Source organism: Kitasatospora sp. NPDC093550 (assembly GCF_044764985.1).
Lineage (GTDB): Bacteria > Actinomycetota > Actinomycetes > Streptomycetales > Streptomycetaceae > Kitasatospora.
This window is the reverse complement of sequence record NZ_JBIWJF010000002.1, coordinates 204,784-230,650: the sequence shown is the minus strand read 5'-3', so window position 1 is coordinate 230,650 and position 25,867 is coordinate 204,784. Positions and strand designations below refer to the sequence as shown.

At 74.2% G+C, this 25,867-nt stretch carries 22 protein-coding genes and 1 pseudogene; 12 read left to right on the top strand and 11 right to left on the bottom strand.

The window, feature by feature from the left end:
• Window positions 1-41: 41 nt before the first annotated feature.
• Entirely contained in the window at window positions 42-3,224 is a 3,183-nt protein-coding gene (locus ACIRD3_RS04200; RefSeq protein ID WP_402211320.1) for a bifunctional cytochrome P450/NADPH--P450 reductase, read from the bottom strand.
• A gap of 167 nt (window positions 3,225-3,391) precedes the next feature.
• Here ACIRD3_RS04200 and ACIRD3_RS04195 point away from each other — a divergent pair, with 167 nt between their 5' ends.
• Window positions 3,392-4,054 (top strand): helix-turn-helix transcriptional regulator, encoded by a 663-nt coding sequence (locus ACIRD3_RS04195; protein WP_402211317.1) that lies wholly within the window; start codon window positions 3,392-3,394, stop codon window positions 4,052-4,054.
• 136 nt (window positions 4,055-4,190) lie between these two features.
• Entirely contained in the window at window positions 4,191-5,279 is a 1,089-nt protein-coding gene (locus tag ACIRD3_RS04190) for a methyltransferase (protein ID WP_402211314.1), read from the top strand.
• Between the two features lie 158 nt (window positions 5,280-5,437).
• On the opposite strand, the gene ACIRD3_RS04185 is transcribed toward ACIRD3_RS04190, so the two are convergent.
• Window positions 5,438-6,289, bottom strand: a complete 852-nt coding sequence (locus ACIRD3_RS04185) for an SAM-dependent methyltransferase (protein WP_402211311.1) — start codon at window positions 6,287-6,289, stop codon at window positions 5,438-5,440.
• Here ACIRD3_RS04185 and ACIRD3_RS04180 point away from each other — a divergent pair.
• The 4 genes from ACIRD3_RS04180 to ACIRD3_RS04165 all read left to right on the top strand — a co-directional run bounded on the left by ACIRD3_RS04180 (window position 6,288) and on the right by ACIRD3_RS04165 (window position 10,529).
• Window positions 6,288-6,755, top strand: a complete 468-nt coding sequence (locus ACIRD3_RS04180; RefSeq protein WP_402211308.1) for a MarR family transcriptional regulator — start codon at window positions 6,288-6,290, stop codon at window positions 6,753-6,755. The genes ACIRD3_RS04185 and ACIRD3_RS04180 overlap by 2 nt on opposite strands.
• A gap of 201 nt (window positions 6,756-6,956) precedes the next feature.
• Window positions 6,957-7,658, top strand: coding sequence for a hypothetical protein (locus ACIRD3_RS04175; RefSeq protein ID WP_402211305.1), 702 nt, complete (start codon window positions 6,957-6,959; stop codon window positions 7,656-7,658).
• Between the two features lie 232 nt (window positions 7,659-7,890).
• Window positions 7,891-9,105, top strand: a complete 1,215-nt coding sequence (locus tag ACIRD3_RS04170; RefSeq protein ID WP_402211303.1) for a PP2C family protein-serine/threonine phosphatase — start codon at window positions 7,891-7,893, stop codon at window positions 9,103-9,105.
• On the top strand, window positions 9,102-10,529 hold the full coding sequence (locus tag ACIRD3_RS04165; protein ID WP_402211300.1) for a phytoene desaturase family protein: 1,428 nt from the start codon (window positions 9,102-9,104) through the stop codon (window positions 10,527-10,529). The genes ACIRD3_RS04170 and ACIRD3_RS04165 overlap by 4 nt, the downstream gene beginning before the upstream one ends.
• A 16-nt stretch (window positions 10,530-10,545) precedes the next feature.
• Here ACIRD3_RS04165 and ACIRD3_RS04160 read toward each other — a convergent pair whose 3' ends face one another.
• The 5 genes and pseudogenes from ACIRD3_RS04160 to ACIRD3_RS04140 all read right to left on the bottom strand — a co-directional run bounded on the left by ACIRD3_RS04160 (window position 10,546) and on the right by ACIRD3_RS04140 (window position 15,036).
• The gene (locus tag ACIRD3_RS04160; protein ID WP_402211297.1) at window positions 10,546-11,223 is read right to left on the bottom strand and encodes a response regulator; all 678 of its coding nucleotides are present in this window, start codon (window positions 11,221-11,223) and stop codon (window positions 10,546-10,548) included.
• A pseudogene (locus ACIRD3_RS04155) lies at window positions 11,220-12,532 on the bottom strand (sensor histidine kinase). The gene ACIRD3_RS04160 and the pseudogene ACIRD3_RS04155 overlap by 4 nt, the downstream one beginning before the upstream one ends.
• A gap of 128 nt (window positions 12,533-12,660) precedes the next feature.
• Window positions 12,661-13,509, bottom strand: a complete 849-nt coding sequence (locus ACIRD3_RS04150; RefSeq protein WP_402211294.1) for an ABC transporter permease — start codon at window positions 13,507-13,509, stop codon at window positions 12,661-12,663.
• Window positions 13,506-14,471, bottom strand: coding sequence for an ATP-binding cassette domain-containing protein (locus tag ACIRD3_RS04145; protein ID WP_402211291.1), 966 nt, complete (start codon window positions 14,469-14,471; stop codon window positions 13,506-13,508). Before ACIRD3_RS04145 ends, ACIRD3_RS04150 begins: the two co-directional genes overlap by 4 nt.
• Window positions 14,472-14,631: 160 nt before the next feature.
• On the bottom strand, window positions 14,632-15,036 hold the full coding sequence (locus ACIRD3_RS04140) for a cupin domain-containing protein (RefSeq protein WP_402211289.1): 405 nt from the start codon (window positions 15,034-15,036) through the stop codon (window positions 14,632-14,634).
• A 164-nt stretch (window positions 15,037-15,200) separates the two neighbouring features.
• Here ACIRD3_RS04140 and ACIRD3_RS04135 point away from each other — a divergent pair, with 164 nt between their 5' ends.
• Window positions 15,201-15,869 carry a TetR/AcrR family transcriptional regulator gene (locus tag ACIRD3_RS04135; RefSeq protein WP_402211286.1) on the top strand — a complete coding sequence of 223 codons (669 nt, stop codon included), beginning with the start codon at window positions 15,201-15,203 and terminating at the stop codon, window positions 15,867-15,869.
• Window positions 15,870-15,991: 122 nt separating this feature from the next.
• Window positions 15,992-17,224, top strand: a complete 1,233-nt coding sequence (locus ACIRD3_RS04130) for a serine hydrolase domain-containing protein (RefSeq protein WP_402211283.1) — start codon at window positions 15,992-15,994, stop codon at window positions 17,222-17,224.
• An 88-nt stretch (window positions 17,225-17,312) separates the two neighbouring features.
• Here ACIRD3_RS04130 and ACIRD3_RS04125 read toward each other — a convergent pair whose 3' ends face one another.
• The 3 genes from ACIRD3_RS04125 to ACIRD3_RS04115 form a co-directional block, all read right to left on the bottom strand.
• Entirely contained in the window at window positions 17,313-18,284 is a 972-nt protein-coding gene (locus tag ACIRD3_RS04125; RefSeq protein ID WP_402211280.1) for a hypothetical protein, read from the bottom strand.
• Between the two features lie 101 nt (window positions 18,285-18,385).
• Window positions 18,386-18,763: a hypothetical protein gene (locus tag ACIRD3_RS04120; RefSeq protein WP_350628471.1), complete on the bottom strand. Its 378-nt coding sequence runs from the start codon at window positions 18,761-18,763 to the stop codon at window positions 18,386-18,388.
• A 364-nt stretch (window positions 18,764-19,127) separates the two neighbouring features.
• Window positions 19,128-19,805, bottom strand: coding sequence for a TetR family transcriptional regulator (locus ACIRD3_RS04115; RefSeq protein ID WP_402211276.1), 678 nt, complete (start codon window positions 19,803-19,805; stop codon window positions 19,128-19,130).
• 80 nt (window positions 19,806-19,885) lie between these two features.
• On the opposite strand from ACIRD3_RS04115, the gene ACIRD3_RS04110 reads away from it, so the two are divergent.
• The 4 genes from ACIRD3_RS04110 to ACIRD3_RS04095 all read left to right on the top strand — a co-directional run bounded on the left by ACIRD3_RS04110 (window position 19,886) and on the right by ACIRD3_RS04095 (window position 24,058).
• Window positions 19,886-20,770 carry an SDR family NAD(P)-dependent oxidoreductase gene (locus ACIRD3_RS04110; protein WP_402211273.1) on the top strand — a complete coding sequence of 295 codons (885 nt, stop codon included), beginning with the start codon at window positions 19,886-19,888 and terminating at the stop codon, window positions 20,768-20,770.
• Between the two features lie 178 nt (window positions 20,771-20,948).
• Window positions 20,949-21,785, top strand: coding sequence for a PIG-L family deacetylase (locus ACIRD3_RS04105; RefSeq protein WP_402211270.1), 837 nt, complete (start codon window positions 20,949-20,951; stop codon window positions 21,783-21,785).
• A 204-nt stretch (window positions 21,786-21,989) separates the two neighbouring features.
• The gene (locus ACIRD3_RS04100) at window positions 21,990-23,588 is read left to right on the top strand and encodes a restriction endonuclease fold toxin-2 domain-containing protein (protein WP_402211268.1); all 1,599 of its coding nucleotides are present in this window, start codon (window positions 21,990-21,992) and stop codon (window positions 23,586-23,588) included.
• Window positions 23,589-23,683: 95 nt separating this feature from the next.
• Entirely contained in the window at window positions 23,684-24,058 is a 375-nt protein-coding gene (locus tag ACIRD3_RS04095) for a hypothetical protein (RefSeq protein WP_402211265.1), read from the top strand.
• 59 nt (window positions 24,059-24,117) lie between these two features.
• On the opposite strand, the gene ACIRD3_RS04090 is transcribed toward ACIRD3_RS04095, so the two are convergent.
• On the bottom strand, window positions 24,118-25,665 hold the full coding sequence (locus ACIRD3_RS04090; RefSeq protein WP_402211262.1) for a long-chain fatty acid--CoA ligase: 1,548 nt from the start codon (window positions 25,663-25,665) through the stop codon (window positions 24,118-24,120).
• Window positions 25,666-25,867: the final 202 nt, after the last annotated feature.

Below are 25,867 nucleotides of genomic sequence, written 5' to 3'. Positions count from 1 at the left end.
CCGCCGCACGAAGCGGCGGGGCCGGGGCCGTTCGGGCGGGGTCAGCCCGCGTACACGTCCTCGACGTACCGGCCGGCCTCGATCAGGTCCTGCAGCCAGGCCTGCGCCCGCTGCTCGTCGGCGCCCGGCGTGCGCTCCCGGTACAGCGCCCGGAAGGCCGCCCGCACGCCCGGCGCCATCCGCGCGCCGTCGCCGCACACGTACACCTCCGCGCCCGCCGCCAGCAGCTCCCACACCTCGGCCGCCTCGGCGGCGAGGCGGTCCTGGACGAAGCGCCGCCCGTCCTGCGGCCGCTCGCTGAAGGCGGGCCGCAGCGAGACCGCGCCCTCCCGCTCGGCGGCCTCCAGCTCCGGCCGGTGCAGGTAGTCCGCCTCCGCGGCGTCGCAGCCGAAGTACAGCAGCGCGGGGGCGAGTTCGGTGCCGGCGCGGAGCAGCGCGCGGCGGTCGGCGACGGCGCCGCGGAAGGGCGCGAGACCGGTGCCGGCCGCGATCATGATCACCGGAGTGCGGTGTCCGATCCGGAACGCCTCCCGGCAGGGCTGGACCCGGGCCAGCACGGTGTCGCCGACGGCCAGCCGGGCGAGGTAGCCGGAGCCGGTGCCCCGGAAGGTGCCCCGGCCGGAGCGGGCGGGGGCGCTGAGCACGGAGACCATCAGGTCCACCTCGGTCGCGTCCCGGGCGGGCGAGGAGGAGATCGAGTAGTGCCGGGGCCGGATCGGCGGCAGCAGGTCCAGCAGGACCGGCCAGCTCAGGCCGCCGTGCAGGGCCGGGTGGTCCTCGATCAGGTCCAGCAGGGTGCGCGGGTCGTCCTCGGGCAGCGCGCGGAGCGCGGCCTGCTCGGGCGGGCAGGGGTTGAGGGCGGCCAGCGCGGCGCGCTGCTCGGCGCTCGGGCGGTCCTGCAACTCGACGTGGTGGGTGAGCAGTTCGCGCACCGTCAGCGGGCGGTCGACGGCCAGGCCGGTGCGCCGGTGGGCCACGATGTTGAGCACCGTCTCCGGGTCCGCGCCGAACAGCTTGGCTGCGCGCTCGACCAGGGCCGGGTCGTTGGCCGGGACCACGGTGAGGTGGTCGGCGGTCCGGTAGCCGGTGCCCTCGGGCAGGGCCAGCCGGACCAGGCGCTTGACCCGGTGGTAGTCGGGGTCGGTCAGGCTGTCGACGGCGGTGACGGTCAGCTCGGCCATGTCGTGCCGGGCGGCCAGCGCCGCCAGCGGGCCGCCGGTCACCTCGGTCACCGTGTACGCGGCCTCCTGGCGCAGCGCGGCGGGGGCGTCGGCGTCCCCGTAGCGCTCCAGCAGGGCGTCGCGCAGCGCCTCGGTGAACTGCCGGACGGTGCCGGAGAGGTCGCCGGAGGCGTCGGCCTCGGCGCGGCCGAGCAGCCGGGTGCCGCCGAGGGCGGCGAGCCGGTCGTCGATCAGGACCGGGACGCGCTGGTAGGTGGCGGCGTAGGTGCGGTCACCGATGCCGAGCACCGCGTAGGCCACGCCCGCCGCGGCGCCGTCCTCGGCCTCCTGGAGGCGGCGGACGAAGACGGCGGCGTCGTCCGTCGGCTGCCCGTTGTACGAGGCCGCGGTGATCACCACCGGGCGGTCGGTGGGCAGCCCGTCGGCGTAGGCGTCCAGCGGGGCGACGGCGGTGTCGCAGCCGAGGTCGGCGGCCGCCTCGGCGAGCTGCCGGCTGAACTCGCGGCTGGCGCCGTAGTTGGAGCCGTGCAGGAGCAGCAGCCCGGTGCCCTGCCGGACCCGGCCGGGGCGCTCGGCGGCGGCACCTGCCCGGGCCTCGGAGCCGGTCACCGGCTCGGCGGCCACGGGGGCGGGCGTGCGCCGGGCGAGGCCGAGGGTGAACTCGTCGGGCTTGATGGTGAGCGTCTGCTTGATGGTCAGCCGGTAGTCGGCGTGGTCGATCAGCCGGTAGCGGTGGACCAGCATGCCGAGCAGCATGGTGGCCTCGTGCAGCGCGAACTGCCGCCCGATGCAGGCGCGTTCACCGGTGCCGAAGGGCTTGAAGGCGTGCGGGGAGCGGGCCGCCTCGGGCTCGTCGTCGAACCGGGAGGGGTCGAACAGCTCGGGGTTGTCGCCCCAGGCCGGGTCGCGGTGCAGCATCGGGGTCGACACGAAGACCGTCTCCCCGGCGCGCAGCGGGATCCGCCCGCCGAGCAGGGTGTCCTCGCGCGCCTCGCGGCTGAAGGCGGGGGCGGTGGGCCACAGCCGCAGCGCCTCGTTGAGCACCTGGCGGGTGAGCCGCAGCCGGCCGACGTCCTCGTACGAGGGCTCCGGGTCGGTCCGGTCGCCCCAGAGCGCGTCCACCTCGCGCTGGACCTGCCGCAGCACGGTCGGGTTCTTGACCAGGTAGTACATCGCGAAGGAGAGCGCGCCGGAGGTGGTCTCGTGGCCGGCGATCAGGAACGTGATCACCTGGTTGCGGATGTTCTCGGCGTCCAGCCGGGTGCCGTCGGAGGGTCGCACCGCGCCGAGCATCAGGCCGAGCAGGTCCTCGGCCGGGCCCTGGCGGTCCTCCCCCGCGCGGGCGGCGATCACCTCGTCGACGACGCCGGCCAGGTAGTCGGCGTCGGCCCGGAAAGCCGCGTCGCGCTCGGTGTGGTCCAGCTCCGGGTCGCGGGTGAACTTGTGCATCGCCCACTCCAGGCAGCGCACCATGGCGTCCACGAAGGGGTGCGGCTCGTCCCGCTCGAAGGAGCCGAAGTCGAAGCCGAAGCCGGCCAGCCCGATGGTGTCCAGGGTCATCCGGGTCATGTCGCCGGGCACGTCCACCGGCAGGCCGGCGGCCTCCCGGCGGTCCCAGGAGTCGATCATCCGGCGGGCCACCCGCAGCATCACCGGGTGGTAGGTGCGCATCGAGCCGAGCGCGAAGGCGGGCATCAGGATGTCGTGCGCCCGGGCCCAGTTGGGCTCCTCGTTGTAGGCGGTGAACAGGCCGTCACCGGTGAACTGGCGGACGTTCTCCAGGCCCGGGCCGATCGACTTGGTGAACCGGGTCTCGTCGGCGAGCTCCTCGACCAGCTCCAGGCCGCTGACGATCAGGGTGTCCCGGCCGTGCAGCCGCTGCACGAAGGCGGGGCCGTGCTCTCTGGCCAGCTCCATGGTCCGCAGCATGGGGGCGGCGAGCGGCGGAGCCGAGGAGATGTCCACCAGGGGGACGGCTCCGGCTCCCTGCTCGGCGACGGCGGCCCCGGCCCTCGCGGCCCCGGTCATGGTGGTCTCGGTCATCGTGGGTCCCTCCCGCAGCTGAAGTTTCGGCTCCCCCCACTCTGTGCCCACCGGGAGGGAGGCCCGGCCGTGATCACTACATGATTGTGTAGTACGCGGAGCGTCCCCGGTCTTGCCCACGGACCGTCAGTTCTGGCTGCGCGGACGCCACGGGAGGAGAGGACACCATGGAAGCGACCGAGGGCTGCGGTCCGGTGCCGGGGAACGCCCAGGACGCGGCGGTGGTCTGGCGCAACCGGGCGCTGCGGCTGATGGACCACGTGCCGCTGCCGATAGCGGTGGTCGAGTTCGGCGGCCGGACCCTGATCGTCAACCGCGCGATGGCCGCCGAGTTCGGCCTGCTGCCGGGCCAGTTCCGCGACCGGAAGATCCTGGAGTTCTTCACCCTGCGGGACAGCGACACCCTGCAGGCGCTCGCCGAGGCCGTCCGGCTGCACCGCCGCTCGCAGTACCCGGCCCGGGTCTCCTGGCAGCCCGCCCACGGCGGCGAACGGTACGGCGTGATGACCGTCGACCTGGTCGCCGACACCCCCGAGCAGACCCCGAACCTGCTGCTCTCGCTGCGCAGCGTGGAGGCCGCCGGGGAGGAGCCGCCGCCGGGCCCTCGGGTCGAGGTCAGCCCGGTGGAGGCCCGGATCCTCGCCGCGGCGGCCCGGGGTGCCACCACCGCGCAGATCGCCCGGGAGATCGGCCTCACCGCGGACGGCGTCAACTACCACCTGGCCAGGCTCTCCCGGCGCTGGCGGGTGCCCAACCGCACCGCCCTGGTCGCCCGCGCCTACGCCACCGGGGTGCTGGCGGCCGGCACCTGGCCGCCGGAGCCGACCTGACCCGGGGAGCGCCGGGCCCGGAATCCGGCCGGATCCGGTGGCGAAACAGCCCGAAAGGGTGACGCTGTGCTTCGGCCCGGCTACCCCTGGGCAGCCTCCCCGGGCGAACGCACTGACCGAGGAGGAGGAGGACGGCATGCGCCAGGACGAGGACCGGACCGCCGGCGACCGGGTGGAGGACGGGCGGACGGTGGACGGGCGGACGGAGGCCGAGCGGGAGGACGCCCTCCGGCGCTCCGCCGCCTTCCTGATCGACGAAGCCCTCGGCTTCCTCTTCCCCGCCGCGCTGCGCGCCGCCGCCGACGTCGGGGTGGCCGACCACCTCGCGGACGGCCCGCGCACGCCCGCCGAACTCGCCGCCGCGACCGGCACGGACGCCCGCAACCTGCACCGGGTGCTGCGACTGCTCGCCACCCGGGGCGTCGTCACGGAGGACGGACAGGGCCGCTTCGCGCTGGCCGAGGCCGGGCAGGCCCTGCGCACCGGCGTCCCGTACTCCGCCCGGGCGGCCGTACGGATGCTCACCGACATCACCATGTGGCGGCCCGCCGGGGAGTTGACGCACTGTCTGACCGAGGGCACCACGGCCTTCGAGAACCTCTTCGGCATGCCGTTCTTCGACCACTTCGCCAAGGACGAGCGGACGGCCGACGTCTTCCACGTCGGCATGGCGGCGATGTCCGACCCGGAGAACGCGCCCATCGCGGCCGCGTACGCGTTCCCGTCGACCGGCACGGTGGTGGACGTCGGCGGTGGCCACGGCGGCCTGCTGCTGGAGGTGCTGCGCCGCAACCCGGGCCTGCAGGGCGTCCTCTACGACCACGGGCACGTCCTGGCCGGGCACGTGCTGGGCGCGCACGAGGAGGTCGCGGGCCGCTGGTCGCCGGAGGAGGGAGACTTCTTCGCCTCGGTGCCCTCCGGCGACGTCCACCTGCTCAAGCGGATCACGCACGACTGGGACGACGACGAGTGCGTGACCCTGCTCGCGCACTGCCGCCGTGCGCTGCGGCCGGGCGGCCGGGTGCTGGTCCTGGACGCCGTGGTGCCGTCCGGGAACGCGCCGCACCAGGCCAAGGCGCTGGACCTGATGATGATGGCCTCGCTGACCGGCCGTGAGCGCACCGAGGCCGATTTCGCGGAGCTCTTCGCCCGGGCCGGCCTGCGGCTGTCCCGGGTGATCCCCACGCCGACGGTGCTGTCGGTGGTCGAGGCGGTCGCGGCCTGAGCGGCCCCGGTCCTGCCGGACTCCCTCACTCGGGCGGCGTGCAGCGCAGCGCCGCCCAGAGGTCGAGCCGGTCCTGGCGCAACGAGTGGTCGCGCGCACCAGCCGGGAACGGCCGGACTGGACGATCGACCAGCGCATGGACATGCCGCAGCGGGGCGCTACGGGCGCCGGACGGCCTCGATGAAGCCCCGGGTGGTGGCGCGGGACAGCGGGCGGCCGTAGGTCTCGGCGATCCGGTCCAGGGTGGTGAGTTCGGAGGTCCAGCCGTGCCGGTCGAGCCACCCGTGGGTGTCGGGGCCGAGGCCGCCGCGCCACAGGTCGGTGATGTGGGCGAGGGACGGGTCCTGCGGGGCGGCGGCCGGGTCGCCGCCCTTCTCCAGCAGCAGGCGGCTGCCGGGGGCCGCGAGGTCGGCGACGGCCGTGAGCAGCCCGGCGGCCTCCTCGGCGGTGAGGTAGACCAGCAGGCCCTCGGCCAGCCAGGCCGAGGGCCGCGCCGGATCGAAGCCGGCCTCGACCAGCCGGGCGGGCCAGTCCGGGTCGCGCAGGTCGGCGGGCAGGGTACTGCGGTCGCTGCTCGGGCGGGCGCCGAGGCCGTCCAGGACCTGGTCCTTGAAGGCCAGCACGGGAGCCAGGTCGAGTTCGAAGACCCGGGTGCCGGCCGGCCAGTCCAGCCGGTAGGCCCGGGTGTCGAGGCCGGCCGCGAGCAGCACCACCTGCTCGGCGCCGGCGGCGAGGAGGCGGTCGTCGTAGAAGCGGGTTCGCAGGATGCCGTGCGCGACCAGGGACTTGGCGAGGGCGCTGCCCCGGTCCGCGGCGGGCGCCGGCAGGTCGGCGGCCGCGACGAACGCGGCGGCGTACGGGTCGACGAAGAGCGGCTCCGGGCGGGCGCTCTCGTGGGCCCGCACCCGGGCCACGGACAGGGCGGTGCGGGAGACCGGGCTGAGCGGTTCGGAGGTCGAGCCGGAGGCCTGGTCGGAGGTCGGTCCTGAGGCCTGGTCGGAGGTCGTCATGTCGGCAATCTACATCGCCACCGATGCATCGGTGAAGATGTATTCTGCGGTCATGGACGGCGTGCGACTCCTCAGACTCGGCAAGCGGCTGACCGACCTCGGCCGCACGATGATCACCGACCCGGCATCCGCGCGCTACACCGCCGGAGAGATCGCCGTGGTCTCCGACGTGTACCGCCACCCCGGCACCTCCGCGCAGGAGATCCGGGTGCGCACCGGCTTCGCCCAGAGCCACGTCTCCGCCTCCGTCGCCCGGCTGCGCGAGGCCGGCGTGCTCGACGCCACCGCCGACCCGGCCGACGGCCGGCGCACCCTGCTGACCGTCTCCGACCGCGCCCGCGGCGCCATCCGCGCCCGGGTCGCCCAGCCCGCGGAGCCGGTCATCGCGACGGCCGTCCCGGACCCGGCCCAGGCCCGCCGGGTCGCCGAGCTGCTCGACGAACTCGCCACCCTCCTGCTCCCCTGACCGCTCCGCCCCACCCCCGCCCGGCCGACGCTCCTTCACAACTCCGCTACAAAGCAGCCGCGTTGTTCCCCCGGGCGTCACGTCGCTGGAATCATCCCGACTAGGCCCTCTCTTTCGGATCTTGTCGTGCGCCCGGCAAGATCCGAAAGAGAGGGCCAAGGCACCGGGGAGGTGTCCGGGACCCGATCGACGGGGGTGGGGATGAACACGCGGATCAGGGAGGCCGTCAGGCCGCCCGGCAGGGCCCGACGGGCCGCCGTGGGGGTCGCCCGGGCGCTGACGCCGCTGCTGGTGCTCCTCGCGGGGCTGGCCACCACGGTGCTCGGCTTCAGCTGGTACGTCGACGCCTACCACCGGGTGGGCGCCCACCGCGTCGCCCCGGCCTGCGGCACTCCGGCGGCCACGCCCGGCACGGACTGCGTGTGGCACGAGACAGGCCGGGTGACGGCGCGGAAGACGGCCGGCGGCAGCGACTCCACCGACTACCACCTGACCGTCGCGCGCGAGACCGCACCCGAGGACACCTACCAGGTCGACCCGGACCTCTACTACGAGACGAAGGTCGGCGCGGATCTGGACCTGACCGTCTTCCGGAACCGGGTGGCCGAGCTCTCCTACCGCGGGCACAGCTCCGACAACCCCATCACGCCCTGGCTGACCTCCGTCGAGGTGGCCCTGCTGGTCGGTCTGGGGTCGGCGCTCACCACCAGCGGTCTGGTCTGGCCGCGGGTCGGCCCGCGGGTGAGCCCGCTCGCGCTCGGCTCCATCGTCACCTTCCTCTCCGCGATGGGCTGCCTCTTCCTCATCGGCATGCAGTGGCCGCTCGCGATCACCCTCGGCGTCCCGGTCGTCGGCTGGCTGGTCCTGACCGCCGTGAACGTCAGCGACACCCTGGACGGCTGACGGCTCCCGGGCCGGTCGGAGCGGCCCCCGGCCGGAAGCGGGGCCCTCCGGGCGCCCGACCCCGCGCGCTGATCCGACACGATCCGAAAGAGAGGGCCTAGCCTGGGGCGCGACGGCTCCGCCCCACGGCTTCGCACCTGGCGCGGGGGTGGAGACCAGGAACGCGACGTCCACGACCGCCGCGCCCTGCGGAGGGCCCCGCGCGACGTCGGGCCGAGGAGGGACGGCACGGGTGGGTTCCGAGCGACGTCGGGCCGGGCGGGGGCGGTTGCGGTCGGGGCGGTTCCCGGAACGGTGGCGCCCGGGGGCCGGCTCGGGATCCGTCGGCGCGACCCAGCCGTCCCTGCCGCTGCTGGTCCGGTACGGCCACCGCTCCTGGCTGGTGCCCACGGCGCTGCTCGGCGCGGTGGTGGGCGTGGCCGCCGCGACGCCCACCACCTTCTCGTCCGTCAGCTGGCTGGCCCTGGTGCCGGTGGTCGCCGCCGGGCTCTGCGGCCCGCCGCTCACCGCCGTGTTCGCGGGCGTCGCGATCGCCGGGTACCCCGTGCTGGACAGCATCTGGGCCAAGGACCAGGGCATCGAGGACTACCTGCTGGTGATCGCCGGCTCCGCGCTCGCCGTCCCGCTGAGCGTCAACCGCGCCCGGGCCGCCGCCTACGTCCACCGGCTGCAGGGCACCGCCGAGACCACCCGGCAGGTGGTGCTGCGTCCGGTGCCGCCGGGCTGGGGCGGGGTGGACTCGGCGGCACGTTACCTGGCGGCGGACGTGGAGGCCCGGGTGGGCGGCGACTTCTACGACGTGCTGTCCACCCCGTACGGCGCCCGGGTCATCCTCGGCGACGTCCAGGGCAAGGGTCTGCCGGCCGTCTCCACCGCGGCGGCCCTGGTCGGCTGCTTCCGGGAGGCCGCCTACCACCAGGAGGACCTGGCGACCGTCGCGTCCTGGCTGGAGGAGCGGCTGCACCGGCAGAACCTGCTGTCCGTCCGGCTGGGCGCGCAGGAGGAGCGGTTCACCACGGCCGTCGTGATCTCCTTCCCGAGGAAAGCGCCGGGGGAGATCGAGGTGGTCAACTTCGGCCACGACAGCCCGTACGTCCTCGGCCCCGGCGGCGTACGGCAGTTGCCGCCGGGCCACGGTGCGCCGATCGGCCTCGCCCACCTGGCGGGCGGTCTGCCGCCCGTCCTGCGGGTACCCCTGGGCGCGGACGAGACCGTCCTGATCGTCTCCGACGGGGTGACCGAGGCCCGCGACCGGCAGGGCGGGTTCTTCCCGCTCGGCGCCCACCTCGCCGGGCTGGTCGGCGTGCCCGGGGCGGGCGACCCGGAGCGCCTGGTGGACGAGGTCGCCGCCGCCGTCATGCGGCACACCGGCGGCCGCCTCGGCGACGACACCGCGCTGCTCGCCGTCCGCCGGCCCGCCGGATCACGGGCGGGAGCCGGCGCATGACCGATGCCGTCGTGGTCGGCTCCGGGCCCAACGGCCTGGCCGCCGCCGTCACGCTCGCCGGGCACGGACTCGCCGTCACGGTCCTGGAGGCCGCCGAGGAGATCGGCGGCGGCACCCGCAGCGGCGAGGCGACCCTGCCCGGCCTGCTGCACGACCACTGCTCGGCCGTCCACCCCTTCGGCGTGGCCTCCCCGCTGCTGCGCTCCCCCGACCTCGCCCGGCACGGACTGCGGTGGGCCTGGCCCGAGGTCGACCTGGCCCACCCGCTGGACGGCGGCGACGCGGCCGTGGCGACGCGCTCCCTCCGGGACACCGCCCGCGCGCTCGGGCCCGACGCCGACGCCTGGCTGCGGGTGTTCACCCGGCCGAGCTCGGACTTCGACGCCCTGGCCGAGGACGCCCTGCGCCCGCTGCCGCACCTGCCCCGGCACCCGCTGCCGCTCGCCCGCTTCGGCCTGCGGGCCGTCCGGCCCGCCACCCTGCTCGCCCGGCACTGGCGCACCGACCGGGCCCGGGCGCTGTTCGCCGGGGCGGCCGCGCACGCCTTCCAGCCGCTGGACCGGCCGCTCACCTCGGCCGTCGGCCTGCTGCTCCTCGCGGCCGCGCACCACCGCGGCTGGCCGGTCGCCCGGGGCGGCTCCGGCCGGATCGCCGCCGCCCTCGCGAGCCGGCTCACCGAACTCGGCGGACGCGTCGAGACCGGCCACGAGGTGCGCTCGCTGGCCGAGCTGCGGCCCTGCCCGCTCGTCCTGCTGGACCTCTCCCCCGGCGCGGCCGCGGACCTCTGCGGCGAGGAGCTGCCCCCGCGCGTCCGGCGCGCCTACCGGCGCTGGCGGTACGGGCCGGCGGCGTTCCGGATGGACTTCGCCGTCCAGGACGGCGTCCCCTGGCGCCACCCGGACTGCCGCCGGGCCGGCACCCTCCACCTCGGCGGCACCCTGGAGGAGATCGCGCACGCCGAACGCGAGGCCGCCCTCGGCCGGCTGCCCGAGCGCCCCTTCGTCCTGGTGGCGCAGCAGTACCTCGCCGACCCCGGCCGCTCGCGCGGCGACGTCCACCCCGTGTACGCCTACGCGCACGTGCCGCACGGCTACGACGGGGACGCCTCCGGGCCGGTCCTCGCCCAGCTCGAACGCTTCGCCCCCGGCTTCCGGGAGCGGGTGCTGGCCACGGCCGTCACCCCGACCCTCCGCCTGGCCGACCGGAACGCGAACCTCGTCGGCGGCGACATCTGCACGGGCGCCAACACCCCGCTGCAGACCGTGCTGCGCCCGCGCGCCGCCCTCGATCCGTACGCCACCGGCATCCCCGGGGTCTACCTGTGCTCGGCCGCCACCCCGCCCGGTGCGGGCGTCCACGGCCTGTGCGGGGTGCACGCGGCCCGCTCCGCCCTGCGGCACCTGGGGATCATGCCAGTGGGCTGAGCGGTCGGGCTCCGGCTCAGACCGGCGGCTGCGGGCGGGTCAGGCCGCGGTCGTAGGCGAAGATCACCGCCTGCACCCGGTCCCGGGCGCCGATCTTCGCCAGCACCCGGCTGACGTGCGTCTTGACGGTCGACTCCGCGAGCACCAGGCGCTGGGCGATCTCGCCGTTGGTCCAGCCCCGGGCGACGGCGACCAGGATCTCCCGCTCCCGTTCGGTCAGGGCCTCCAGCCGGGGGTCGGCGACGGGCTCCGCGCCGGGCGGGCGGACCGGCAGCCGGTGGGCGTACGCGTCGAGCAGGCGCCGGGTGATGGCGGGGGCGACGACGGCGTCCCCCTCGGCGACGGAGCGGATGCCGGAGAGCAGGTCCTCGGGGCGGGCGTCCTTGAGCAGGAAACCGCTGGCCCCGGCGCGCAGCGCGGCGTGGGCGTACTCGTCGAGGTCGAAGGTGGTGAGCACGAGGATCCGGGAGCGGCCGCCGGAGGCGACGATCCGGCGGGTCGCCTCGATGCCGTCCATGCCGGGCATCCGGATGTCCATCAGCACCACGTCCGGCCGCAGGTCGGCGGTCAGCCGGACGGCCTCCGTCCCGTGCGCGGCCTCGCCGACGACCTCGGTGTCGGGCTGGCTCTCCAGCAGCATGCGGAAGCCGTAGCGCTGCAGTGGCTGGTCGTCCACGATGAGGACGGTGGTCACGTCGGGCCGCCTGTCGGGTCGGGGGTGAGGTCGAGTACGGCCTCCACGGTCCATCCTGCCCCGGGGCCCGGGCCCGCGGTCACGGTGCCCCCGTACAGGGCCGCGCGTTCGCGGATACCGGTGAGGCCCTGGCCCTCGCCGCCGGGGTGGGCGGGCGGCCGGGCGCCGGGGGGCGGGCCGCTGTCCCGGACGCGGACCCGCAGCCGGTCGGGGTCGGCGCTCAGGGTGACGTGGGCGCGGGTGTCCGGGCCGGCGTGCTTGAGGGTGTTGGTGAGCGACTCCTGGACGATCCGGTAGGCCATCAGCTGCATGCCGCGGTCCAGGCGGTCCAGGTCCCCGGCGGCCGTGTACACCACCTGCGGCCCGGCGGCGCGGAACCGGGCGCAGAGCCCGTCGAGGTCGGCGATGCCCGGTTGCGGGGTGAACTCGGCGGCCTCGTCGCCCTGTTCGCGCAGCACGCCGAGCATCCGGCGCAGCTCGCCGAGGGCCTGGCGGCTGGTGTCGCCGATCAGCAGCAGGGCCTCCCGGCCACGTTCGGGGGCGGCCTGGGCCGCGTACGCGCCGCCGTCGGCGAGGGTGACGATGACGGACAGGTTGTGGCCGATGATGTCGTGCATCTCGCGGGCCACCCGGGTGCGCTCGGTGACCGCGGCCAGCCGGCTGCGCTGGTCCCGTTCGATCTCCAGCCGGGCCGCGCGTTCCCGCAGTCCGGCCAGCTGGGCGCGCCGGATGCGCACCGCGATGCCCAGGGCGACGGCCGCCGTGGCGGCGCTGAACAGGAAGAACAGCGCGTCCCCGACCGGCAGCCCGCCGCCGGAGACGGCGGCCGCGACCACGGCGACGGCCCGACCATCGCCGCGCAGGACCAGGCCAGGTGCCGCAGCCGGCCGTGCAGGGCCAGGCTGTAGAGGGCCACCAGCAGGGCGACGTCGGCGCGCAGGCCGACGTTCATCGACCACTGCAGGACGAACACCGCCATGATCGCGGCGAAGGACGCCGCGGGTCGGCGCCGCCGCCACAGCAGCGGGACGACCAGGCCCGCCTGCAGCGCCAGCGTGGCGGGCAGCGGCAGCCGGGTGAGGACGATCCGGTGCTCGCGCGCACCGCCCTCGCCGTGCCCGGGGACGAGGTCGGGCAGGCAGAACAGCAGGACGACGGCGGCGACCACGGCGACGTCCAGCACCCAGGGGTGGTCGCGGTCCGCCTCCCGGATCCGCTGGCCGATCCGGGCCAGCCGGGCGAACAGCGGGTGGCCGGACAGCGTCTCGGCCCCGGTGAACGGACCCGTGGCGGTGGCGTGGTCGCTCACCGGTGGCACCTCCCTGCTCGGCCATGTCGATCGGCTGTTTCCGGGATCACCGGTGTGTCCCGAGCACGTGCGTGCGGCGCCGGTCCGCCCGGCGCCGCACCCCGAGTGTCTCAGGCCTCCCGCCCGGCTCAGGCGTCGCTGCGCGTGAGGCGTACGGCGGCTCCCGCCAGGGCGAGCACCGTCCAGCCGAGGAAGACCAGCAGCCCGGCCGTCGGCGACAGCGTGCCGCTGTCGTGCTGGAGGGCGAACATCGCCTGGCCCGCGTGGCTGGGCAGGTAGGGCGAGATGTGGTCCTGCCAGGAGCTGGGCAGCAGGGCGGTCAGCCCGGGGATCAGCATCAGCGTGGCGACCAGGACGGCGATGCCGCCGGCCACCGAGCGCAGCAGCGCGCCGAGCGCGACGCCGATCACGCCGACCAGCGCCAGGTAGAGGCCGGCGCCGAACAGACCGCGCACCACCCCGGCGTCGGAGAGGCCCATCGCCGCCCGGGTGCCGGCCAGGATGCGGCTGTCGGCGAGGAAGGTGACGAACGCGCCGGCGGTGCCGAGCACCAGGGCGATCAGGCCGAACACCGCGGCCTTGGACCACAGCACCGGCAGCCGGCGGGGGACGGCGGCCAGCGTGGAGCGGATCATGCCGGTCGAGTACTCGCCGGCGGCGACCAGCACGCCGAGGACGCCGAGCGCCAGCTGGGCGAAGTTGGTGCCGAACAGCGACAGGCTCAGCGCGCCCGCGGCCGCGAAGTCGCGGTCCATCGGACGGCCTTCGGAGAGCCGCGACTTGAACTGGAACGCGGCGATCAGGCCGAAGCCGATCAGGAACAGCAGGGCCAGGCCCAGGGTGATCCAGCTGGAGCGCAGCGACCACAGCTTGGCCCACTCGGAGCGCAGCACGCGCAGCGCCGTCACCTTGTAGGCGGGGCGGTCGGGCCGGGGGCCGGCGGGCGCGGCGGTCGGGCTCGGTGCGGTCACGCTCATGCCGCGCTCCTCGGGGTGTCGGTGCCCTCGGCGGCGGTGATGCCGTCCGCGGTGGTGGTGGTGCCGTGGTACTCGACGGCGTCGCGGGTCAGGTCCATGAACGCCTCCTCCAGGGAGACCGTCCGGGGGGTGAGCTCGAAGAGGGCGATGCCCTGCTCGGCGGCGGCGAGGCCGATCTCGCGGGCGGTGCGCCCGGTGACCAGGAGCTCCTCCGAGCCCGCCCGGCCGGTGATCTCCACCCCCGGTCCGGCCAGCGCGGCGCGCAGCCGGGACGGATCGGCGCTGGCGACCTTGACCACGTCGCCGCCGGCCTGGCGGACCAGCTCCTGCACGGTGGTGTCGGCCAGCAGCCGGCCCCGTCCGACCACGATCAGGTGGTCGGCGACCAGGGCCATCTCGCTCATCAGGTGCGAGGAGACGAAGACGGTGCGCCCCTCGGCGGCGAGCCCCGTGAGGAGGTTGCGGATCCACAGGACGCCCTCGGGGTCGAGGCCGTTGACCGGCTCGTCCAGCATCACCGTGGCCGGGTCGCCCAGCAGCGCCGAGGCGATGCCGAGCCGCTGGCCCATGCCGAGCGAGAACGCCCCGGCGCGCTTGCGGGCCACCGACTGCAGTCCGGTCAGCTCGATGACCTCCTCGACCCGGCGGCGCGGGATGCCGTGGGTGTGGGCCTGGGCCATCAGGTGGTGGAAGGCGGAGCGGCCCGGGTGGATCGACTTGGCCTCCAGCAGCGCGCCGACCTCCTGCAGCGGAGCGCCGTGCTCGGCGTAGCGGCGGCCGTTGACCCGGACGGTGCCGCTGGTGGGGGCGTCCAGTCCGACGATCATCCGCATCGTGGTCGACTTGCCCGCGCCGTTGGGCCCGAGGAAGCCCGTCACCGTGCCCGGCCGGACCGTGAAGTCCAGCCGGTCCACGGCGGTCTTCTCGCCGTACCGCTTGGTCAGCTGGTGCGCCTCGATCATCGGTCATCCCTGTGGTCCGGGGCGCCGGGCCGTCCCGGCCGCCCTCGGTCTCCACGCTAGGGGCGGGTGCGGCCCGATCCGTGGTACCGGGGGCCGATCATCGACGCGTCCGTAGTACCGCGGTACCACGCGGCGCTGCGGCGACGGGCCGGTCGGGCGGTCAGCCGGCCTCGGTGCGGCGCTCCAGCCGGGTGCCGGCGCGCAGGGTGATCGACATCAGGTCGCTCGGCGCGTCGAGCTCCAGCCGGTGCCAGCGGCCGCGGGGCACCACCACGGCGGTGCCGGCCGCCAGCCGCACCGTCTCCTCCGGCTGGTCGGGGCCGGTGGGGCGGAAGTGCACGCGGACACCGCCGGCCAGGCAGCACACCGCCTCCTCGGCCTCGGGGTGCATCTCCCAGTGGTCGGCGTGGACGTCGGCGTCGGTCTCCACGTGGAAGGTGGCGATCTGCCAGGCGCCGCGCTCGCCTCCGGTCATCCGGCGCCCGGTGGCCCGCACCTCACCGTCGGGGCGGATGTGCAGGGCCGAGGCGAACAGGTCGACCGCGGCGATCGGAGTCGTCGTCATGAGCGGGTTCCTTCCAGGTGCTTCTCCGCCGGGGCGGCGGGGTCGGTGGAGCTTCCGGGGCGATGGGCGACGGTCGGGTCAGGGCGACCCCGTGCATTTTTGTACATGTAAGGAAAGTACCCCCGGAGGGCCGCCGCTGTCGAGGCCCGGGGGATGATGGGGGCATGCAGCAGCCCTCCGCACCGCGCAAGGCCACCGGCCGACCTCCCCGCATCTCCCGGGAGGAGGTCGTCGGCGCGGCCCGCCGGATCGTGACCGAGGAGGGCGTCGGGAAACTGACCATGCGCCGCCTGGCCGGCGAGGTCGGCAGCACGCCGATGGCGCTCTACCACCACGTCCGCAACAAGGAGGAGCTGCTCCTGCTGCTGCTGGACGACCACGCCGCGCAGGCGCTGCGGCCCCGCGAGCTGCCCACCGAGCCGCGCGAGCGGGTCGTCGCCGCCTCGGCCGCGATCCACGGGGCGCTGGTCGACTGCCCCTGGATCGTCGAGGTGCTGACCGCCGACGACCTGCTGTCCACCCACGCCCTCTGGTTCGTCGAGCAGATCGTCGACGGCCTGGTCCGGTGCGGGCTGTCGCTCGACCAGGCCGTCCGGGGCTACCGCGCGATCTGGTACTACACCGCCGGCGAGATCGTGGTCCGGGTGGCGGCCGCCCGCCGCCGCGGCGCCGACGACCGCCCGACCCACCGCGCGCAGGTCTTCGCCGGACTCGACCCGGCCGAGCTGCCCCGGCTCGCGGAAGTCGGCGAGCACTGGGAGCGACTGACCGCCGAGGACACCTACCGGGACGGGCTGCGCTCCCTGGTGGACGGACTGCTCAGCAGCCGATGAGCCGGCACCGCCGCCCGTCGGTTCGCCGCACCCGCCCGTGCGGGCGGGCCCGACGGGTGATGTTGGGGCGGGTCGGTGGCCGCCGTCCGGGTGCCGGAGCGGGCCCGGCCGATACTCCGGCCATGAGACCCTCCCGCCGGACCTCCCTGCTGCGCCTCGCCGCGGCCACCGCGCTCCTCGCCCTCTGCTCCCCGGTCACCACCGCCGGTGCCACGGCCGACGCCACCGAGCCACACCGCCGGCCCTGCGTCGGCTCCCCGCGGCCCGAGCGCGGTCCGGCGCTCGACGTGCTGCGGATCGCCGAGCAGGCCAAGACCGAACTGGACCTCGAATCCGTGATCCTGAAGGTCACCGTCGACGGCCGCGAGCTCCTCACCACCGCGCTCGGCGAGTCGATGACGGAGGTCCCGGCCCGGCCCGACATGCACTTCCGCAACGGCAACATCGCGATCAGCTACATGGGCACGGCGCTGCTGCGGCTGGTCGACCAGGGCAGGGTCGGCCTCGACGACCCGATCGGGCGGTGGCTGCCCGGCCTGCCCGACGACTACGGCCGGCGGATGACGCTGCGGATGCTCGGCGCCTCCACCACCGGCCTGGTGGACTACGTCAAGGTGCCCGGCTTCCAAGAGGCCGTCTACGCCGACCCGTTCCGTCAGTGGACGGCCGAGGAACTGGTCGCGCTCTCCACCGGTCGGGACCTGCTGTACGAGCCGGGCACCGACTGGAGCTACTCGCACGCCAACTTCGTCCTGCTCGGTGCCGCGCTGGAGAGGATCAGCGGCGAGCCGCTGGAGGTCCTGCTCCAGCGGGAGGTCCTCGGACCGCTCGGCCTGCGCGAGACCGCCGACAGCCACACCCCCGACATCCCGGCGCCCGTCCTGCACGCCTTCACCGCCGAGCGCGGCACGTACGAGGAATCCACCTTCTGGAACCCCTCGTGGACCACCGCCCCCGGCGCGGTGGAGACCACCGACATCTGCGACCTGGCCCGCTCCGCCGTCGGCATCGGCGCCGGCGAGCTGCTCTCCCCGGCCGGCTACCAGCAGTTGCTGAACCCGGGGACGGTGGGGCTCGGCACGCCGACGAAGGAGTGCCCGGCGGACATCTGCCTCGCGCAGACCGAGGCCACCCACTACGGCATGGGCGTCCTCGTGGTGGGCGGTTGGATCTCCCAACACCCGCTGTTCTTCGGCTACTCCGCCTCCCAGGACTACCTGCCCTGCGAGCACCTGGCCATCGCCGTCGCCACCACCAACGGCCCGAACGCCCCCGGGGGGCACAGCGCCCACGTCATCGCCCAGCGGATCGCCGCCGCCCTCAGCCCGGACCACCCGATCCCCGACTTCGGCTGAGGCCCGACTTCGGCTGGGGCCCCGTTCCGTGACGGCCGCCCCTCGGCCCCGGTCCCTCCAGGACCGGGGCCGACCGTCCTCACCGGCGTCAGGCCTTGCCCTGCTCCCGGAGGATCCGCTCCGCCGCCCGGACCCGGTCCTCGATCCGCTGCCGGTAGGCGGCCAGCGCCGGGCCGTGGCTCTCGATGTACCGGGTGTCGTAGGCCGACTGCACGGCCAGCGCGATGCCGACCAGGTTGGTCGACAGCTTGCACGCCACGTCGTCGGAGGCCTGCCGCAGCTCCCGCGGCGAGTGCTCGACGGACACCACGCCGTTCACCTCGGCCGTCCTCGGCAGCAACGTGGTGTCGGCGAGGACGTCCTGCGGCGTCGGATAGCGGTAGCCCTTGCCCTGCATGCACGCGCTCCACGCGGCGAAGGCGGCGCGGACCCGCGGATCGCCGGTGGCGACCTCGGGACCGTGGTCCGGCAGGGCCCGCGGATCCGGCAGCGGCAGCGCGCCGCCGGCGCCCCGGGTGCTCTCCCCCTTGCAGCCACCGTCCGGAACGGCCTTGCCGGCGTACGCGGGCACCGCCTTCCCCGTCGGGTCCACCCCGTGCTCCACCGCCAGCGTCTCCGGCGAGGGCGGCGCGGCCGCGGTCGCGGTCGCCGGCGAGGCCGGTACGGACTGCGCGGGAACCCGGTCGTACCCGCTCACGGCGGCCCGCTCCGGGTCGAAGAAGCCGTACAGCGGGGCGTGCGTGCGGTCGTACCGCAGCGCCTGCTCGTCGAAGCCGATGAGGTCGGAGGCCACCGGCGGCAGTCCGTACGCCCGCATGCACGTCTCGTTCAGGGCGTTCGCCGCCGCCTGCAGGGTGGTGACCTGCTGCGGGGTCACCAGATAGCGGTCGATCGGCCGGGCGATCTGCTCGACCGCCGTGATGGTCGCGACCGGGCCGGCGGCGGGCGCCGCCGTACCGCCGCCGGCGGCCGGTCCGCAGCCCGTCGCGGCCGCCGCCGACACCGCGACCGACACCGCCAGGGCCAGCAGCCCGGCCGCGCGTCGGGTCGTTCCGCGCATTGCGCTCATGGTGAACCGTCCCTGGGAACGGCGGCGGGCGCCGGCGTCGTGCCCGGCGCCCGCCGCGGTGAGACCGGGCGTGTGGCTCAGGACCAGATGACTCAGGACCAGATGTTGACCGAGTACGTGGTCGAGTTCATGTCGATGTAGGGCGTGATGCTCCACGGGTTGAAGCGCGCACCGGTGTCACGGCCGCCGCTGGTGTAGTAGTTGGTGTAACCGGTGTTCACGCCCGAGCCCACGGCGGAGGTGCCGGTCATCCAGACGCTGAGCGTCTGGGAGCCGCTGCCCGTGAAGCCGAAACACCGGACGGCGTGGTAGTTGTTCGGGCCGCCCGAGTAGACGGTCACCCCACGGCCCTGGGCGGCACCGCAGTCGATGGGCTTGACCTCGGCGCTGGCCGGCGCGGCGAGCGCGACGGTCCCTGCGAGGATGCCGCCGGCGACGGCGCTGACGACGAGCTTCCGGCTGATCTTCACGCGCGTTCTCCCTTGATCCGCTGTCCTGGAAAGTCCTGGAAGGCTGTTCATCGCAGGCCGGGCCTGCCGGAGGTGCGGTGGTACGGGGTCGGCGCCGCGGTGTGCTTCCCACCGGCGGTCTCCGGCCCGCAATCAGGGAATCGCATCGCCGAAGCCCTGGCGAGCGCGGTCCAGCGATCGTGAAGACCGGCTCCACGGGCCGTCCGGCCGATCGCCCGGGATCCCCGAGAGGTACCGCCCTGACCAGCGGTGGTCCGCTCCCGGCGCGGTCCTGAGCGTGGCGGGGTCGTGAGGGCGGCAGGCCCGTGATCGGGGCGGGCTCGGCAGGACGGCAGGCCCGTCAGGGCTCGGTCGTGGGGGCAGGTCAGCCCTGGGCGGGATCCGTCCCCGCGACCAGACCGGTGATCGTCGCGGTCAGGATGCGGGCCAGCCGGGGTTCGACCTCGATGACGGCGTGGCCGAGGCGGGGGTCGCTGCGGTAGAGGGCTGCGACCTCCGCGCCCGGGTTGGCGATCTGCCACAGCGCCCCGGCCAATGAGACGGCCGTGGCGATCAGGTCGATCACGCCCTCGTCACTCAGGGTGGGCAACTGCTCCCGGACGGCCTCGGTGATCGGTTCGCGGGCGGCGAGCGTGGCGAGCTTGAAGTCGCGCACCGCGTCGAGTGAGACGTTGCGTTCGAGGTTGAGCGGGGCGTGGGCGAGCAGGTCGCAGAACAGTCCGCGGGCGGCGAGGGTACCGGCGAAGGCCCGCGCCACGGCGGTCGGGCCAGGGTCCGGGGCGTCCCGCAGCCGCTCGGCCAGCGCACCCGACCACTCCTGCCAGCCCTCCGCGGTCAGCCGCAGGAAGATCTCCTCGCGCGTCTCGAAGTAGCGCAGCAGCGCCGACTTGTGCATCCCGACGGCGGCGGCGATGTCGGTCAGGGAGACGTCCCTGATGCCGCGTTCCCGGCCCAGCGCCCGGGCCGCCTCCAGGATCGAGGCCTCGCGCTGCCGCTTGGCCTCGGGCGACCGAGCCCGCCGGAACTCCGCTGCTGCTTCCACCCGCCCATCGTAGAGCAACACCGTTGCCGTATTACCGCAACACCGTTGCGCTATTACCGCAACGGTGTTTTACTAACGGCATGGAACAGACGTGGTTCATCACCGGTAGCTCCCGCGGCTTCGGCCGCACCCTCGTCCGCGCCGCCCTGGAGGCCGGCGACCGGGTCGCCGCGACCGCCCGACGGCCCGAGCAACTCGCCGACCTCGTCGAGGAGTTCGGCGACCGAGTCCGCCCGATCGCCCTCGACGTCACCGACCCCGCGGCCGCCCGTACGGCCCTCGCCGAGGCGCAGGCCCACTTCGGCCGGATCGACGTGCTGGTGAACAACGCCGGCTACGCCAACGTCTCGCCGATCGAGACCACCGAGGACGCCGACTTCCGCGCCCAGTTCGAGACCAACTTCTGGGGCGTCTACAACGTCACCAAGGCCGCTCTCCCGCTGCTGCGCGAGCAGAAGGGCGGCCTGGTCATGCAGTTCTCCTCGATGGGCGGGCGGGTCGGCGGCTCGCCGGGCATCGCCTCCTACCAGGCCGCCAAGTTCGCCATCGACGGGTTCAGCCGCGTCCTGCGGGCCGAGACCGCCCCCTTCGGGGTGAAGGTGCTGGTCGTCGAGCCCAGCGGCTTCCGCACCGACTGGGCCGGGTCCTCCATGACCGTCCACGACGTCCCGGAGGCGTACGACGAGACGGTCGGCGCCGTCCACCGGCTGCTGCGGCAGAACAGCGAGGGTGCCGGCGCGGCCGGTGACCCCGTCCGCGCCGCCGAGATCCTGGTCCGAATGGCCAAGCGGCAGGACGTCCCGCACCACCTGCCGCTCGGCGTCAACGCGGCCGAGGGCTCCATCGCGATGGACCGCCGGCTGCTGGCGGAGGACACCAGGTGGCGCGAGGTCTCCCGTTCGGCCGACTTCGCCGAGGCCTACCCCGTCCCCTTCCCGCCGGACACCGCGGAGGCCACGGACTGATCCCGCCCGGGGCGAAGGGCGCGAAACGGCCCGGCCCCCGAGCCCGACGCCCCGGATTCGGCGGAATTCCCCGAGCCCTCCCCTGGTTAACCCCCGGTCACCCCGATAATGCGGGGCGGTTGTCCACCGCCGTACCGCAGACTCGTTGCGAGCACTTACAGACCGGAGGATGGTTTTCATGGTTGACCGGCCGTTGACGCTGATGGCGGTGCACGCCCACCCCGACGACGAGGCCAGCGGAACCGGGGGTGTCCTGGCGCGGTACGCGGCCGAGGGCATCCGCACGGTCCTGGTGACGTGTACCGACGGCGGTTGCGGTGACGGGCCCGGGGGCGTCAAGCCCGGCGACCCGGGGCACGACCCGGCGGCCGTCGCCGCGATGCGCCGGCAGGAGCTGGAGGCCAGCTGCGAGGTGCTGAAGGTCGGTCACCTGGAGCTGCTGGAGTACGCCGACTCCGGAATGATGGGCTGGCCGACCAACGAAGCCCCGGGCTCCTTCTGGCAGACGCCCGTCGAGGAGGGCGCCGCCCGGCTCGCCGAACTGATGCGCCACTACCGGCCCGACGTGGTGGTCACCTACGACGAGAACGGGTTCTACGGCCACCCCGACCACATCCAGGCGCACCGCATCACCATGGCCGCGCTGACGATGACCGACCTGGCGCCCAAGGTCTACTGGACGACCGCGCCGCACTCGATGGTGCGGAAGTTCGGGGAGGTCATGCGGGAGTTCGGCGAGGACTTCGAGGAGGCGGAGCCGGCCGAGGCCGGCGACGACCTGCCCGGGATCGGCCTGCCCGACGAGGAGATCTCCACCTGGGTGGACACCACCCAGTTCAGCGACCAGAAGTTCGACGCCCTGGCCGCGCACGCCAGCCAGGGGGAGAACATCTTCTTCCTGCGGATGGGCAAGGAGCGGTTCACCGACCTGTGGGGCGTGGAGACCTTCGTCCGGGTCCAGGACTCCACCGGCGCGGCGCTGCCCGAGACCGACCTCTTCGCCGGACTGCGCTGACCCCCGGCGCTCCCCCACCGCCCACAGCCTCGATGCGGAGGACCCGCGCCGAGGGTGTGAGCACCGGGAGGAGCGCGTTCACCGGTCCTGACCCGTGCGGCACCGGAGCCCGCCCCGGCTCCGGTGCCTGCTCCGTTCCGAGGGCCTGTCACTGTCGGTGCCGCTTGCTACCGTGGCTGTGTCAGGACATTTCGGGGGTACGCCATGACGGACTTTCACGTCAAACCGACCGACATGCTGCTGTCGTCCGCCGGGTTCACCGACTTGCAGGGCGCCGCCGCCCAGATCTACCGCAGCCTGGTGTTCGCCACGGACGGCACCGCCGGCATGGCGGGAGACGACGAGGCGGGCAAGAAGTTCGCCGCCGGCTACGACCCCGCGGCGCAGAAGCTCGTCGACGCGATGGCCAGGGTGGTCGGCCAGCTCGGTGGCACCGCCAACGGCCTCTACACGATGGCGATCAGCTACCTCACGACCGACGCCGACATCGCCGCCTCGATGATGGCCCCGCAGAAGCTCCCGGAGTCGGCCAACCCGCAGTGCGACGAAGAGGTCGCGAAGGCCAAGCTCCACTCCGCGGCCGGCCACAACGACAGCGGCGCCATCCACGACCTGCTCAAGGAGTTCTGGCCGCAGGGCGATCCCAGCAAGCTGCGGCAGGCGGCCGCCGACTGGAAGAACTTCGCCCAACTGGTCAGCAAGCTCGGCGCCGAGGGCGACAAGCGGGTGCTGCGCGTCACCGCCTCCAGCACCTCCGGCGCCGTCACCTCCTTCGCGCAGAACTGGGCGAAGGTGCACGACGGCTGCGCCACCGAGGGCCCGCTGCTGAACAGCATCACCAACGCCGCGTACAAGCTCGGCCAGGCCTGCGAGTCGTACGCCCAGCACGTCGAGAACCTGCGCGACGAGCTGGAGGACCTCGCGATCGCGGCCGGCATCGTCGCCGGGGCGGGCATCCTGCTGACGGTCTTCACGCTCGGCGGATCCGACGTGGCGGCGGCCGGCGGCGAGGCGGCGATCGTCGCCGAGGCCGGCACCGCGGCGGCCGCCATGACCGCCGCCGTCGAGGGCAGCGCCGAACTCGCCGTGCTGGCCGAGGCGGCGGCCGTGGTGGACACCGCGGCGGCGAACCTGATCCCGGTGGGTGCGGCGGTGACGGCCGCCACGGCCACCACCGCCGTCGTCCTGGCCGGCGCGACCGACGCCGCCGCGGCTCCCGGGCCCAAGCCCCCGCCGTTCACCGTCACCCCCGGCATGCCGCCGCTGCCCCGCGATCCCAACAGCCCCTTCCCGGTGCTGTCCCCGCAGGACCAGGCCGCCGTCCGGGCCTGGATGACGCAGATGGAGCAGGGCGGCCGGACCTTCCCGGCGCTCGGCCCCTCCGCCAAGGGCGACCCCAAGATCGACGCCCGCCGGGGCTACCAGGTCCGGGTGGCCGGGTCGACGGAGTACCGGCTGTACACCACGGTGACCGACCCGGAGACGGGCCGCGAGCTCGGCATGGACGCCGATGGCGTCCGCCCCGAGGACGGCGCGGCGATCGACGCCAAGTACATCGGCCAGCAGAAGAGTTGCAAGTCCCCGTTCCGGCTGGACAACGCGGACGGCGTCTTCGACTTCGTGTACGAGAACACGATGGACGGCGAGGCGAAGAAGCTCGACAAGTACGCCTCGGCGCTGAACGACCCGCGCAACAAGGTCGACCACCTGGAGCTGATCACCAACGACGGCAAGGCCAGCGGCTACTTCCAGGCGCTGATGACCGCCAAGGGCGTCACCGGCAACGTCCGCGTCGTACCGTGACGGTGACGCTGTCCGAGTCCGCGTCCGCGTCCTTGTCCGAGTCCGTGTCCGGTGCGAGACCGGATCCGCACCACCGAGAGAAGCGAGAACACCCCGTGGGAGCCACCTTCTACGTCAGCGCCGACCGTGAGCAGGCCGGACCGTGGACCTTCACCGGCGAACAGCTGAAGGACTGCGTCCGCCGCCACTGGCCGGACGCCACGGTGAGCGGCGCCTTCGAGAACTTCCTGGAGATCCACGCCGAGGTCGAACCCGGCCGGTGGGCGGAGGTCTCGTACAACCTGCGGCACGCCGCCTTCTCCTTCGAGGACCGGGCACCGCACTCCGCGCCGCTCACCGTCATCTACCAGGCGCTGCACGAACTCGCGCCCACCGTCCCGGTGGTGTGGTGGGTCGACTACGACGCCGAACTCGAACCCCTCGACCTGGCCGGCGGCCGGGAGGCGTTCATCGACAGCTTCCCGGCCTAGGAAGTACCGACGGGTGGCGTGGGGCAGGGGGCCGGCTCCCACGCCTCCCGGTCCGCCGGTCAGCTGAGTTCGCGCTTGAGGATCTTCCCGGTGGCCGTCATCGGCAGCGTCTCGACGATCTCCACGATGCGCGGGTACTTGTGGCCGGCCATCTCCTCCCGGCCCCAGGCGACCAGTTCGTCCGGGGTGGCCTCGGCGCCGGGGTTCAGGATGACGAACGCCTTGACCTCTTCGCCGTGGCTCTCGTGCGGCACCCCGACGACCGCGGCCAGGCTGATCGCGGGGTGCGTCATCAGCACCTCCTCGACCTCGCGCGGGTACACGTTGAAGCCACCCCGGATGATCATGTCCTTGGCGCGGTCGACGATGTAGTAGAAGCCGTCCCCGTCCCGGCGGGCGAGGTCGCCGGTGCGGAACCAGCCGTCCCTGATCGCGGCGGCGGTGGCCTCGGGCCGGTTGTAGTAGCCCTTCATGACGACGTGGCCCTTGACCGCGATCTCACCGACGGCGCCGGGCTCGGTCACCTCCGACCAGTCCTCGTTGATCAGCTTCACCTCGACGCCCCAGATCGGCACGCCGATCGAGCCGGGGCGCGGCTCGCGGCCGGGGTCGGAGAAGGTCACCACCGGCGAGGTCTCGGAGAGGCCGTAGCCCTCCAGGATCCGGATGTGCAGCCGCTCCTCCAGCCGCGTCAGGAGCTCCACCGGCAGCGGGGCACCGCCGGACACGCCGATCCGCAGGTTGCGGGCGATCCGGTCGACGTCGACCGCGTCGGTGAGCGCGCCCTGCAGGGCCCACCACATGGTCGGGACACCGGCGAAGAAGGTGATCTCCTCGGTGTCCATCAGCCGCACCACCTCCTCCGCGTCGAAGCGCGGCACCAGGTGGAGGGTCGCCGCCGTCGAGAAGCCGGTGTGCATCTGGACGGTGGAACCGAAGGTGTGGAACAGCGGCAGGCAGAGCACGTGGCTGTCGGTGCCCGGCGTGCTCCGGAACATCCGGTTGCACGCCATCACGTTCATCACCGTGTTCACGTGGGAGAGTTCGGCGCCCTTGGGCTGGCCGGTGGTGCCCGAGGTGTACAGGATGACGGCCGTGTCGGTCGCCTCGGTGGTCACCGGGTCGAAGACCGGCGCCTGGTCGGCGAGCGCCGAGCCCAGGGTCTCCGCCCCCTCGATCGACGCGGGCGCGGCCGGGTCGGCGGTGATCAGGAAGAAGTCCTCGCAGGTCTTCACCTCGTCGAAGGCCTTCCGGCCCTCCTCCCCGATGGGTAGGGCCGGCGTCCCCTCGAAGCAGAAGTACGCCCGCACCTCGGCGTCGCGCAGGTGGTAGGCCACCTCGCGCGCCTTCAGCAGGATGTTGAGCGGGACGACGACCCCGCCGGCCTTGAGGATCCCGTAGTAGACGATCGGGAACTGCGGCAGGTTGGGACAGCTCAGCGCCACCCGGTCGCCGGGCCGTATCCCGCGCTCCACGAGCAGGTTGGCCACCTGGTTCGCGGCGGCGTCCACCTGGGCGTAGGTGAGCCGCGTCGAACCGAGGACCAGCGCGTCGCGGTCCGGGAACGTACGGGCGGAATCCTCCAGCAGGACCGACAGGTTCAGCATGGGCGCCTTCCGATGACGGGGTCCGGGCCGGGCCGAGGGGCCGGCACCGCGACATCATCGTCCCCGGAGCGGATCACGGCTAGGCCCTGGTCCGGGATTCTGCCGTACGCAGTCGATCGGGGCCGCCTCCGCGCCGCACACTGCCACCACCCCGAACACGGGGACCTGGCGATGACGGCCGACGTCGCCGTCGTCCGGACCG